The organism is Euryarchaeota archaeon, assembly GCA_016207515.1.
Classification (GTDB): domain Archaea; phylum Thermoplasmatota; class SW-10-69-26; order JACQPN01; family JACQPN01; genus JACQPN01.
The window spans coordinates 49,350-61,632 of sequence record JACQPN010000002.1 but is presented as its reverse complement, the minus strand read 5'-3'; the positions used below and the strand labels follow the sequence as shown (position 1 = coordinate 61,632).

At 65.9% G+C, this 12,283-nt stretch carries 12 protein-coding genes; 2 read left to right on the top strand and 10 right to left on the bottom strand.

Annotation, left to right across the window (positions count from 1 at the left end; all coding sequences use genetic code 11):
• Nucleotide 1: 1 nt before the first annotated feature.
• Nucleotides 2-352, bottom strand: a complete 351-nt coding sequence (locus HY556_00815; protein MBI4392326.1) for a DUF2200 domain-containing protein — start codon at nucleotides 350-352, stop codon at nucleotides 2-4.
• A gap of 310 nt (nucleotides 353-662) precedes the next feature.
• Here HY556_00815 and HY556_00810 point away from each other — a divergent pair, with 310 nt between their 5' ends.
• Nucleotides 663-2,039 (top strand): exo-alpha-sialidase, encoded by a 1,377-nt coding sequence (locus HY556_00810; GenBank protein ID MBI4392325.1) that lies wholly within the window; start codon nucleotides 663-665, stop codon nucleotides 2,037-2,039.
• A 45-nt stretch (nucleotides 2,040-2,084) separates the two neighbouring features.
• A complete protein-coding gene (locus tag HY556_00805; GenBank protein ID MBI4392324.1) occupies nucleotides 2,085-2,990 on the top strand; it encodes a hypothetical protein in 906 nt (301 codons plus the stop codon).
• Nucleotides 2,991-3,051: 61 nt separating this feature from the next.
• Here HY556_00805 and HY556_00800 read toward each other — a convergent pair whose 3' ends face one another.
• The 9 genes from HY556_00800 to HY556_00760 form a co-directional block, all read right to left on the bottom strand.
• The gene (locus tag HY556_00800) at nucleotides 3,052-3,603 is read right to left on the bottom strand and encodes an Hsp20/alpha crystallin family protein (GenBank protein ID MBI4392323.1); all 552 of its coding nucleotides are present in this window, start codon (nucleotides 3,601-3,603) and stop codon (nucleotides 3,052-3,054) included.
• Nucleotides 3,604-3,866: 263 nt separating this feature from the next.
• Complete coding sequence (locus HY556_00795) at nucleotides 3,867-5,117, bottom strand: hypothetical protein (protein MBI4392322.1); 1,251 nt, start codon at nucleotides 5,115-5,117, stop codon at nucleotides 3,867-3,869.
• The gene (locus HY556_00790) at nucleotides 5,118-6,293 is read right to left on the bottom strand and encodes a hypothetical protein (protein ID MBI4392321.1); all 1,176 of its coding nucleotides are present in this window, start codon (nucleotides 6,291-6,293) and stop codon (nucleotides 5,118-5,120) included.
• Nucleotides 6,294-6,351: 58 nt separating this feature from the next.
• Complete coding sequence (locus HY556_00785; GenBank protein ID MBI4392320.1) at nucleotides 6,352-7,692, bottom strand: hypothetical protein; 1,341 nt, start codon at nucleotides 7,690-7,692, stop codon at nucleotides 6,352-6,354.
• Nucleotides 7,689-7,931, bottom strand: a complete 243-nt coding sequence (locus HY556_00780; GenBank protein ID MBI4392319.1) for a hypothetical protein — start codon at nucleotides 7,929-7,931, stop codon at nucleotides 7,689-7,691. The genes HY556_00785 and HY556_00780 overlap by 4 nt, the downstream gene beginning before the upstream one ends.
• On the bottom strand, nucleotides 7,928-9,214 hold the full coding sequence (locus HY556_00775) for a hypothetical protein (protein MBI4392318.1): 1,287 nt from the start codon (nucleotides 9,212-9,214) through the stop codon (nucleotides 7,928-7,930). The genes HY556_00780 and HY556_00775 overlap by 4 nt, the downstream gene beginning before the upstream one ends.
• The gene (locus tag HY556_00770; GenBank protein ID MBI4392317.1) at nucleotides 9,211-10,452 is read right to left on the bottom strand and encodes a hypothetical protein; all 1,242 of its coding nucleotides are present in this window, start codon (nucleotides 10,450-10,452) and stop codon (nucleotides 9,211-9,213) included. The genes HY556_00775 and HY556_00770 overlap by 4 nt, the downstream gene beginning before the upstream one ends.
• Entirely contained in the window at nucleotides 10,452-10,967 is a 516-nt protein-coding gene (locus tag HY556_00765; protein ID MBI4392316.1) for a hypothetical protein, read from the bottom strand. Before HY556_00765 ends, HY556_00770 begins: the two co-directional genes overlap by 1 nt.
• A 129-nt stretch (nucleotides 10,968-11,096) precedes the next feature.
• The gene (locus HY556_00760; GenBank protein MBI4392315.1) at nucleotides 11,097-12,239 is read right to left on the bottom strand and encodes a hypothetical protein; all 1,143 of its coding nucleotides are present in this window, start codon (nucleotides 12,237-12,239) and stop codon (nucleotides 11,097-11,099) included.
• Between the last annotated feature and the right edge of the window lie 44 nt (nucleotides 12,240-12,283).

Genomic DNA, 12,283 nt, shown 5'->3' with positions numbered 1-12,283 from the left:
ACTACTTTCGCAGGATCTTGTCCATGGCCTTGCCGCGGGCGAGTTCGTCGACCAGTTTGTCCAGGCATCGGATCTTTCGCATAAGAGGATCTTTGATCATCTCGACGCGCACGCCACAGACCACGCCCTTGATCCGGGACGCGTTCGGATTCATCTTCGGCGCTTCCGCGAAGAATGTCCGGAAGTCCGCTTGGGCGTCAAGCTGTCGCTGAAGGCCCTTCGACGTGTAGCCCGTAAGCCAGCCGATGATCTCGTCGACTTCCGCTTTCGTGCGTCCCTTGCGTTCGGCCTTCTGGATGTAAAGCGGATACACTTGCGCAAACGGCATGGAGAAGATTCGATGTTCGGTCACGACCATCCCCCGGATCCTTGAGCTCAGTAGTAGAACAATCCGTTAAAGCGCTACCGCCGGAGTTCACACGCTGCGAGGCGAAGCCGGGCAATCGAGAGGAAGCGCTTGTGAGCTGTCGACCACTGCGGTGCTGGGAACGAGGTCGAGAGGTCTCGGGGCGGGTGACCTTCGTCGCGTCTCGCGCTCGCCCCGCGCGACCGGCTCGTGGAAGAGGGTGGCAATCGTCGGTGGCCCCTATCCCGGCGGGCCTGTTGTGACCGTCGTTGGCGGAACCGATAAGGAGGGGGGCTGTCTACGCCTCCCCGGATTGATGCAGAGCCCGCGTGCCCCGATCACACTCGTGGTCCTCATACTGGTCGTCGTGAGCGGATGCGCCGAGCAAACACGGAAACAGCAGCCGGAACCAGACCACCGCCCTGTCCTCTCCTGCCCCTCGCCGTGCGCCGTCGTCATCGACAAGGGCACGCGTTGGGAACCCGCGGTCGCGGCCGACCCCCGGGACGGGAAAACGATCGTCGCTGCCAGCATGGACCAGGGGTTCGACGCGCAAGGCAAGCCGTACTCGTGGCCGCTCGCGCACGTGAGCAAGGACGGTGGCGCCACTTGGGCGACGATGCGGCTTCCCATGGGACGCGACGCACCGCCGACCCATCCTCTCGTCGCATACGACCACGCGGACGATCCGGCCGTCCTCATCCTAGCCGATGGGACCGTCCTGTACACCGCCCTCGTTTTCAATTTTGAATCCGTGGACGGGCGGGGCATCGCCTCGACCGCAGCCTCGATCGCGCTTTGGCGCTCTTCGGACGGTGGTCAAAGCTTCCCCGAGGCGAGCATCCTGCAGCAAGGCTCGGACGCGGTTTCGCCCGCCTACGGTGCAGGCCGCATCGAATTCGACAAACAATGGCTAGCCTCGGGCGCGGACGGTACCGTCCTCATGGCGTGGAACCGCAACGAGCAACGGACGTCCGCTTGCTTCGAGGGTTGTACGCAGACCTATGCGGCGAGTTCCACAGACGGCGGCCGGACATGGTCGCCGCCGAGCGAAATCTACCGGGGCGTCTCCTCCGGGGCGTTCCCGCTCGTGCTCGACGACGGATCATGCGTCGTTTCGTACCGAGAGACGGACGATGCTAAGATCCATTTAGCCGTCTCCACGGACAGGGGCGCATCATGGACGACGAACACGTCGATCGACAGCACGACGAAATTCCCGGTCCTCGCAAAGACCATCGGGCCGGGGCCGACCGGCGAGCGAATCTACATGGCCTACCCGATGACGGGCGAAACGAACGGACAGCCCGACGTGCCGCAGATCGTGACGCTGCGCTGGTCGGACGACGGCGGGCGAACATGGAGCGTAGCCATCGAAATCGAGTCGACGCAGGCCGCCGCCCGGACATCGCCCGCTCTCGCGGCCACGCGCGACGGGAGCGCAATCGTCACCTACTGGTTCCCGATGGGCGAAGGGACCACACTAAGCGCCACCCTTCGGGCCGTAGCCATCGCGGCGAATGGCAACATGTCGGAGCGCATCACGCTCGACGCGCACGAAGGCACGACTCGAACGACGGGCGACTACATGGGGCTCGTGGCACTTGCCGAAGGTCAAGGCGCTTTTGCCGTGTGGAACGCCAGACACGGGAATGGCCACGTCATCACGGGCGCGCGGTTGACGACGGCCTGACCCGATACTCGCTTGCCATAAACGAGATAAGATTCGGCGGTCTTCGTGAGGCACAAGGGAAACCAAGAAATGGACCGGGTCTTCAGTCTCTTTATCAGCACGATCATGCTCCTGGCGCCATTCGCCGGATGCTTGGGTGAGCCCGAATCCCCGCGCGGTGACGGAACTCCCGGCGGCGATGGCACGGCGGGCGACACTTCGACAGACCCGGGGACGCCGACCGCTGGTGACGAGATGGAGGACGGCAACGCTAGCCTCGCTCCAGCCGTCGTTTGGAACATGACTGGAGAAGGGTGCACGCTCCTGGTGGCGGCCGTCGCCTTCCAGGCCGAACGCGTCGCCGCGTTCCTCCCGCCCGGCTTCGAGCCAGTCCCCTTCGCGGGCGGAGCGCCGGGGACGGCCCAGGGCGCACTCGTCGTCACCCGGTGTTCGCGGGCGCTCACCCCCGATGGAGAGATCAAGAACCACCAGGAATCGCTCGTCTATGTCTACGCGGATCCACCCGATTCGTACCGCGTCCCCGAAATCAATAATTACCGCGTGTTCCTGCGCCACGGTGTGGCCTCGGCCGACCTCGTCAAGGCCTACGCCGCGCGAAATCTATCCGTCGACAAGGTCACAACGACCTCCCAAGCCTCGGTAACTGCGCCCGGCGTCGAGTCCATCGATGCAAGGGCGGCTTTCGGCGACCTCACGTTCTCTTTCCGCGGCCCTGTTGCGAACAGCACTGGGGGAGAGGAGGTCTCGTACCGACTCTTCACCGTTTCCAAGCGCGCCGTCACCGGTGCGCTCGATCTCACGCTGGCCCCCTTCATCGGCCTATCCGCGTTTGCGAACTACCAGGTCGAGTCCGGGTCGATACTTGGGGAAAGCGGCGGCGCGGCGCAACTCGTGCACTACGACATGGGACCGGGGCGATGCTACAGCCTGAGGCCAGCCGAAATCAAGTAAGGCGACACAGGAGTCGGGGACAGAAACCGACCTTCTGACCGACAATGGCCACGCGCGTGATTCACTTAATCTGCACGCGTTTTCCCGCCGGCGCCTTCTCCGCCGCCTTTTGGATCACTACGTCGAGGACTCCGTTGTTGTACGTCGCCTCCGTCGTCTCGGGCTTCACTCGCGCCGGTAGGTCCGCTTCCTTGTGGTACTTCCGCTTGGGCGTGTTCACGCGTATCGTCAACTTGTCCTCCGTGACGTGGAGTTGGATCTCGTCTTTTTCGACGCCGGGGATCTCGAACGTGGCCGAGACGGTCTTTTCGTCCTCGATGACGTCGGTGAGCGGTTCGCGGCCCGCCTCCTCCGGTGCCGTCGCCAAGGGCTTCGTGTTCCCGAACTCCTGGATGCGCGGCTTTCCGTCGGGGCCTACTTTGAGGCTGAAACCGTAGACGTACGGCTCGCCCAGCTTCATTCCGGGCGATTTCATCGCGTCCTCCATCATCTTGTTCATGTAGACGCGCATGCGCTCGAATTCAGCGTCCATGTCGCCGAACATCTCGAAGAAGGGGTCCTTGTCGCCTTCCTTGCGCCTCTTTCGCCAGTCGTCCGGAAGATTGGTGGGCATCTACGTCACGGAAGCGTTATAGAATGGTTCTTCTATATGAAAATAACGAGGGCGCGATTCGCCGCGGCCGTTCGCGTGAGGCGTCGCAATCTCGGCTAGAGGGACCGTTCCGTTCGCACGCACCGCACGGTGTACCGTTCAATTCGTACCTGTTACACGTCTTCGGTAATGGCAGGGTCAACGCGAGTTGGGACCCCTGTCCTCCCGCGCGGTAAAGGACCGACCAGAGGGGGCCCCGAGGACGTGCCTTGCATTGGACGTCGTTACTCCCGCGCCCCGGCCTCGCGCTGCACCTCGTTTCGGATCTCTCTTGCCCGCCTATGCGTGAGGCCCAATTCGTCGGAAAGATGCGCGAGTTGGACTTCCTCGTCTTCCGTGAGGACGCGGTCACGTAGCGCGATACGCAGCGCGTTGCGGTACGCCTCCTCCTTGCTCGCCGTCGCGGCGGCCGGCGCCCCCCTTGCCATGGGAAACGCCGCTGATGTGGTGGCTTGCGCACGGTCGGCCCAGTCCCTCTCGATCGCGCGCTGGATGGGGTTCGCCGCGAAAAGCAGCGCTCCCGCGACCACGCCCCCCATCACCAGCCCGTACTCATCACTCAAGAAGTTCTGCGCGATCTGGGCGACGATGAAGAAGCCCGCGAGAACCACCGTCGCCGTCGTTCCGCGGCGGATCGTCGGAAGACCGAGTTCAAAACCTAGTGCCGCCTCGCGAAAGACCGCCACCGCAATCATCACCGCACCAATCGAGCGCGCGACACCGACCCATGGAGTGACATAGGTCCCGCCCAAGCCCTGATCCACCATCCCGGCCAGTTCGCATGCCAGGAGAAGCCACGCGACATTACGGGCTCTCTTCGTGCGGCGCGTCGAGTAGAGGAGCATCGCCACGATGACCGCGACGGCGAGGGCAAGGACGCCCGTGGTCGCGAGCCCGGGAGGCGTCAGCCCGAACCGAAGCGTCGCAACGATGGCAACCTGTCCGCCCGTGAGGAAGGCAGGATAGATCCCCCACCCGGCGACAAGAAGCGCTGATGCCCGGGCGCTGCACTCGTCCGACTCGCTACTGCATCGCAGCGCCTGCATCAGAGCGTACCCAAGGACCGCCGCCACCATTGGGAGGTAGCCGAAGAGGGACTGGTAATAACCCGTCCAAGCCTCAGGTGGGATGGGAACTCCCGCGAAGCCGACGACTTGGGCTGGCGTCGATAGCGCGAGGAGTCCGACAAGCGACAGCGCGACAAATGCCGTGAACGCGGCGGCCCTTTTCGAGGAAGCCACCGGCACGGCGAGCGCGGCGGCGCAAACCAGGGCAAGCACGATCTGCGCGACGACCGAGCCTGACGGATCGATGTTGTTGACGACGAAAGCAAGGCCGAACGCGACTGCCGCCACACCGACGGCCAGGTTCTCGCGCTTCCGACGACCGAGGCCGATCATCGCGAGCCCGACAAGGAGAAACAGTACACCGCTTCCCGCGCGAACGAGCGAAGCCGCGCTGAGGTCGAGAACCAATCAGCCCCGCCTCCCCAACTCGCGCTCGACCTCGTGGCGGAGTTCGATTGTTCGCCGCACCGTCACGCCCGCCTCATCCGCAAGGTGGGCCAAGGCGATCTCCTCCTCCGCGCTGATATCCCCGTCAACGAGGAAGCGGCGTAACGCCACCCTGTAGGCACGCTCGCTCTCCTCGCGGCGCTCGACCGTCGCCGGAGCACGATGGGGCCCGACCGGAGCGGTCGTCCTCTCCATCGCCCGTTGTATGGGGTTCGCGGCGAAGAGGAGCGCGCCCGCCACCACGCCACCCATCAAGAGGCCGTACTCCGCGCTGAGGTAGTTCTCCGCGATCTGCGCGACGATGAAGAGCGAGGCCAGCGAGGCCATCGCAAGGCTGCCGCGGTGTTCGGCGATACGCGGGAGCGGCACGCCGAGGAGGTCGTAGCGGAACACGGAGTACGCAAGGACCGCAACGCCGACGATGCGGAGGATGCCGACGCCAAGGCCCGACGTGGTCGCCCCTCCCCAGGTCTCGGAGATCGCGCCGGCGAGGCCCGCCGCGAGGATGACGAGCGCCCCGTCACGTTCGGGCAGCCCGCCCGGCGCGGCGCCAGCGACGAGCAGCGCCACCGCAAGTGCGACGACGAGTGGGAAGAGTACGACATAGCCGCTCAAGTCGTACGCGACCACGTTGGCGCCCATCGAGTACGCGAGGTAGAGGCCGAACGCGTACATCAGAAGCCTTCGCGGCGGACGGCGCGGATCACCCATCGCGAGTCTCCTCGGGGCGAGGGCGAAGGCGGCAAGGAGCCCGATGAGGAGCGCCAACGCGATGACGAAAAGCGGAGACGCGACGTTCGTGAAGAACGCCGCCGCCACGGGCTGCGGGAAGCGCGCCGCGTTCACCGCCGCGTACACGGGTCCCATCGGCACGAGGAGCTGCCAAGCGGCCCCGACGGCTCCCGCGACGACGACCGGCGCGCGTGGGAGGCCCTCTGTCGTCCATGCCACGGCGAGGGCGGCGAGACCGGCGACAACGGCCAAGAGGGCCGAGCCCCACATGACTGGGAGCGCGTCAGCTCCGGGCTCGAAGGCGAGGTTGTTCGACACGAACATCGCACCAAACGATAGGGCGAGGGCCCCCAGCGCCACGTTCTCCCGTCGGCTCCTGCCGAGTGCGAGGATCACGACACCCATGAGGCCCCATAGCGCGCCGCTTCCTGCGGTGATTACGAACCGCGCGTCGAGAGCCAGTTTAGCGCACCTCCTTCCCGGTCTCCGCCTCGACCTCGTGGCGGAGCCGAATGGCCTCAACAGGCGTGAGTCCGAGACCCTGCGCGACGTGCGCCAAAGCGACCTCTTCACCGGGCGTGAGGCGCCGGTCGCGAAGCGCCAAGCGCACCGCGTGTCGGTACGCGTCGGCTCCGCGCGTGTCGGACGCGCTCGCCTCGACGGGCCCGGTTCCGGCGGCCACCGGCACCGCCTTCTCAGCGAGCCGGTCCGCAAGCCGCGACAACGGTGCGATCGCGAACACAAGAGCACCCGCCGCCAGGATGCCAACGTAATTGGATTGGAACGCTTCGCCGAAGAACTGCTGCGCCGCCTCGCTCGCCACAAAGAAGACGGCGATGAAGACCGCCGCGATCGTGGACTTCGAGATCGCCCACCGAACCCTGAAATCGAGACCGAACAGGTTGTGCCGGAGCAGCGCGTACGTAGCGACGAGCGGCAGCACGAGGTTCGCGACGCCGAAATAGAAGTAGGACGGGAGCGCATCCGTCAGGGCACGCAGTATCCCGGAGCCGAGGCCCACGCCGGCCGCGAGAACGAGGCCCGCGTGCTCGGGATGTGTGCGTGCAAGCCGCATGATGGCAAGGTAGGCGGCGAAGAGGAGGAACACGGCGGTCGCCAGCTCGCCGAGCAGGACGAACCGATTGGAGGCAGTTACTCGCGCTACAGACAGCGGGTCGAGGAAGTAGTCCACCACAAGATAGGCGCCACGATGAAGAGGATACACGAGGAGACCGATGCCAAGGAGGAGGTGAGAGCGGCGCGTGGGTGAGCTGGGATCGCCGGCTGGTCGCCGCGCGAGCACGAGAAGCGCGACGCCTTGGCTTGCGAAGGCAGGAAGCGTTGTGAGGAAGAAATAGGAGGAGTCGACGACGTGTATGAGGCGGCCCTCGCGGAGGAAGTATCCTGCGGGAGGGTCGAGAATCCCCCAGAGCGCCGCCGTGCTCGCGGTCGCGAGGACCGCCGGTGCCAGCCATCGCGGGGCGCGCCCCAAGAATTCGATCGTTGCGAAAACGATCAGGAACAGGGCAGAGACGAGCAGAACGCCCACGGCGACATCGAGCCCCGTGAGTAGCGCCCGTGTCGCTTCGATCTCTGACGCGCTCGACGTGGTGGCGTCGAAGGTCTGGAAGACGTGGTTCTCGATTGCGTTGAGCGCCAGGCCAACGCCGTCCGCGACCAGGAAAGCGACGAACCAGACCGATGCCCCCCGCCTTGGGCCCCACCTGAGGAGAGCCGCAGCGAGGAGCAGGTTTGTGAGGGTCCCGGCGTAGGCGGGCACGAGGGCCCCGGAGAGCAGATTCACGGGGACCGCGCCTCCAAGTCGGGCGCCGCTTCGCGACCAGTTGCGTCCTCTCCCGCCCAGGTGGCCACAAGGTCGCGCATGTGGCGCTTCGCGAGAGCGAGCCCGCCGATGCCGATGGAGAACCGAGTCACTCCAAGGTCTGGACCTCGTCCTCGGCCAAGGAATGCGACGGCGAGCCCGAGCAGCACAATCACCGAGCTCCCGGCGAGGTTGAGGATCCGGCCGAGCGGAATCGTCAAGTCCCGCCTCCGGTCGATGCGGCCAATTCGCGTTCAATCTCTACACGCAATGCCATCGCTCGGCCTGCGCCGATGCCGAGGTGCTCCGCGAGCTCGTGCACGTGGATGTCCTCCTCGCGCGTGAGCTTGCGGTCCCGCAGCGCGATGCGCAACGCGCGTTTGTACGCTTCCTCCTTCGCCGTCGTGGCGGCGGGACGGCCCTCCGCGATCGGCACCGCCTTCTCAGCGATCCTGTCCGCAAGCCGCGACAACGGCGCGATCGCGAACACGAGCGCACCCGCCGTCAGGATGCCCACGTAGCTCGACTGGAACGCTTCACCGAAGAACTGCTGCGCCGCTTCGCTCGCGACGAAGAAGACGGCGACGAAGACGGCGGCGATGGTGGACTTGCTGATTGCAAAGCGTAGGTTCACGTCGAAGCCGAGCACGGAGTGCTTCAGGACGGCGTAGGAGAGCGCGACGACCGTCAGGAGGCGCGCGATTCCATAGAACGGGCCCTCTGCGCGAGAGTAGCCGAGCGCGTCGGAGAGGATCAGTCTGTCGACGGTTCCGATGAGGAGCAGGGCGAAGGCGAGAAGCGCCGCGTCGCGAGCCTCGCGGGCTGTCCGGGGATCGACTCCGATGTTGGCCAGCCAGAGGAGCCCGAGCGCGACCACACCGATGAGAACTAGGTATCCGCCGATACCGCCCCCGATCGCGGCCTCAATCCCATAGAGCGCCGGCCAGAGGACGAGCGCGTTGCTCATCACGATGGCGTTGCGCCTCGTCCGCTCAACGTCCTCCCCGAGGGGCTGCCGGTAGAGCCACACAAACACGACCGGAAGGGCGGTGAATCCGAGAATGAACGTTGCGAGGCCGAAAAGCTCGGCGGCGATCGCGACCCAGGCGAGAGGGGAGGAATCGGGGAGGCCAAAAAGCACCGGGCCCGTGATTACGACCGCGAGAATCCCGACGGTCGCGACGGCGACCTTCCAGAGACGATCGCTCCCGGGGCCGAGAGGCCGCAGGACTTCGCGTCCCATCGCGAGCAGACCCCACGCGGCGGCCCCGAAGAGCGCGCCCCGGAGGAGCGTATCCGCGATCCAAGCGGGGCCTCCCACAGGGAGGACCTCGACCAAGTTGATGTACGTGTAGAGAACGCCGTGCGCGACGGCAAAGAGCGCGAGCATACGGGTGAGTCGGGTCCGCGGCCGAAGCGCCCAGATCCAGGCTCCGAACCCCGCGAGGATCGCGGCCGTAATCGCGTTCACGATCGCGTCCCACTCCGTGTGGAAAACGATCACGCCCTCATCTCCTCCTCGATCTCATGGCGCAGTTCGACCGCCCGATCCGCGCGCAGCCCGAGCTCGGCGGCAAGCTGGGCAAGATGCAACTCCTCGATGCGTGTCATCGTGCCGTCTCGGAGCGCGTAGCGCGCTGCATCCCGGTAGAGCTTTTCGCGAAAAGGTAGCCCCGTGGGCTCCGGAGGTGCCGTGGGAACCGGCACCGCCTTCTCCGCGATCCGGTCCGCGAGGCGCGACAACGGCGCGATCGCGAACACGAGAGCACCCGCCGCCAGGATGCCCACGTAATTGGATTGGAACGCTTCGCCGAAGAACTGCTGCGCCGCTTCGCTCGCGACGAAGAAAACCGCGATGAACACGGCCGCGACCGTGGACTTGCTGATGGCGAAGCGGAGCTTGACGTCGATGCCGAGGACTTGGTGACGCACGATCGCATAGGTGAGGATCGCGACGGTGCCAAGGGCGAGGAGGCCCGAGGGATCGTAGGGGCTCCTCCTCCCCACGAGGAATCCCACGAACGCGAGCGCGAGCGGGAGGATGGCGAGATTCCGCTCGACGCGCGCTTGCGCCCCGTGGGCCCCCCGGAGCCAGACGACCGCAAGCCAGACGGGTGGGGCAAGCTGGGTCACGAACGTCAGGACGCCTGACGAAGCGAGCTGGCTCGCGCCTCCCGCGTATTGTCCCGCTTGGAAACTGACGCCCAGCGCGAGCGCCACGAACGTGAGCACGATCTGGTGCCGTTCGCCCGCGTCGGTCGCGCGCCGCCACCGGGACGTGAGAAGCAGCAGGTACGCCCAGACGAACCCGTACCCGACAATCGCGGTTCCCACGTCGAGGAGCGCCCACGGTGGGATCGCCCATCGCGGGGCGATGAGCACAAACGCCCAGACCGCGCCAAAGATCGCGGGCCCGACGAGGGCGCGGCGCTCGGCTCGCGGCAGGGCCCGCGGGAAGGTCAGCATCATCGCCACGAGGCCGCCGGCGGAGATGGCTCTCAGGACGACGCGAAGAAGGGTTTGACCCTCCAGATACCCTGGCCTCGAAAGGTCGATGTCGAAGAAGAACGGCGCGAGCGCCACGATGAAGTTGGCTCCCCAGGCGGTCGCGAAGACGCCAAGAGCCCAGCTCGCCGGCGTCCGCGGCTTGAGCCGGAGCACGAGAATGCCGAGCGCAACGAGGATCACATCGGCGACCACGAAGGAGACCCACGAGAACCAGGCCTCGCCCAGCAAGTGCATCAGGGCACCCCCTGAAGTCGCGCGACGTGCCACACGCGGCCGTCGACGCGCGGCTCGACCGTGCCGAGGCGCTCGAGGTGCTCAATGAGCACGTCCGCTTCGAGCGCGCCGCTCGCACCGAGGTCGGGGAGCCTGTCGTATCCGTCGCCGCCGAGCGCGACGTAGTCGCCGATGACGAGCGAGTATCGGGTGTCGTCGGGCAGGATCGGCGCGCCGCGCGGCGCTGCGTCGCAAGGCAGCGTCGGGATGGGGCACGGGACGGGATCGCCGTCGCGCGTGATCGAGACGGCGCGCTTCGCGACGACGTCCGCGGCGGCGGATATGGGGGGATCCAAGTGAGTCCGGGCGGTGAAAAGATTGACCGGGACTATGCCCGCCGAGAAAGCGATCGCGCAGACGGCGAACGTGATGTTCGTGGCCGAACGCCAGCGAAGCGAAAGGACCCAAAGGCCCAGGAGAGTGAACACTAGCACCGAAACGGAGTCGGTGAGCCCCACGGCGTCGAGCAAGTGCACTCAGGCCGCCTCCGTGACCGGGAAAGCCGGCGCACGCGTGCGCGGTCGCACGGTCAGGACGAACGCGCCCAGCACGACGAGAAGGAGGGTAGTCGCCTGCGTGACGAGGAAACCCGGCGAGAGGGGCATCTACGCCACCCGCGCTCTTTCCGAACGCGCCTCAACCTCGATCTCGTGCATCTCCTTCGGACCTAGCCCAAGCTGGTCCGCAAGTGTCGCGAGCATCCCGCGCTCCTTCGGGCGTATGTCGCCCTCTTCGAGAGCACTCTCGACGGCCGCGGCGTACACCTCGCGCTTTCTCACCGTCCTGTACTCGGCGTCGTCCGAAACGCGCGGCATGGCCTTGTCCGCGATCCTGTCCGCGGCGCGCTGGAGCGGTGCCAACGCGAACACGAGAGCACCCGTTGCGACGAGCCCGACAATGGGACCGAGTTGTGCGGAGAGTACCGATTGCGCTGCCTCGCTTGCCACGAAGAAAACGCCCAAGAAGGCGCCCGCGAGCGTGCCGCTTCGCAACGTCCACTTGAGCTTGATGTCGACGTCGAAAAGTTGGGTCTTCAGGATCCCGTACGCAAGGCCAAGGGAGAGGGCAAGCGAAAGCAGGGCCTGCCACAGGAAATTGACGACCACGACAAACGGCGTGAATGTGCCCGTTCCCGAGGCCAGGTACCATATTATGAAGGCCGCCCAACCGAGCGATGTCGTCGCGAACGTGGCGCCAAAGATCCAACCTTGGCGACGTAGGAGCGGCGTCTTCGCTCGGCGCCAAGCGTCGATCGCCGGCGCTGCGGAAAAGATAAAGAGGCCCGTGAGGACCAGGAGGACGAGGTTTCTAAGCGGGGAGGAGACTGCGCCCCATCCCGAAAAACCACCGAGTGGCTGCACGCCCGGGAACCAAGCACCCGGCTGGACGACGACATATGCCGCGACCAGGGCAGAGCCGCCCATCACGGCCCACACGATCCGGTACCTTCGCATCCAAGAGACGAGAGGGGAATCCAACGTAGAGAGGAAGGCAAAGTATCCTCCGACGGACAGCAGATTCACCGACCAACCTGAGGCCATGAGCGCGTAGGCGTCACGGGGATCGGTCGCGAAGAGTCGGAGGCCGTTGTAGGCGACGAAGTACAAGCCGTTGCCGAAGAGGTAGGCCGCGAGCCAGCGGTTTTGGGCCCGGTCGGCCCGCGCCTTCCACACGAGCGCCGCCATGGCGCAAGCGAGGACGCCCACCACGATGCCGATGGCGCCGAGCGGGTTCCAGGCGAGGTCCAAATTCAACTACTCCGCTTGGCACGATGCGTCGCCCCGCACCGGTT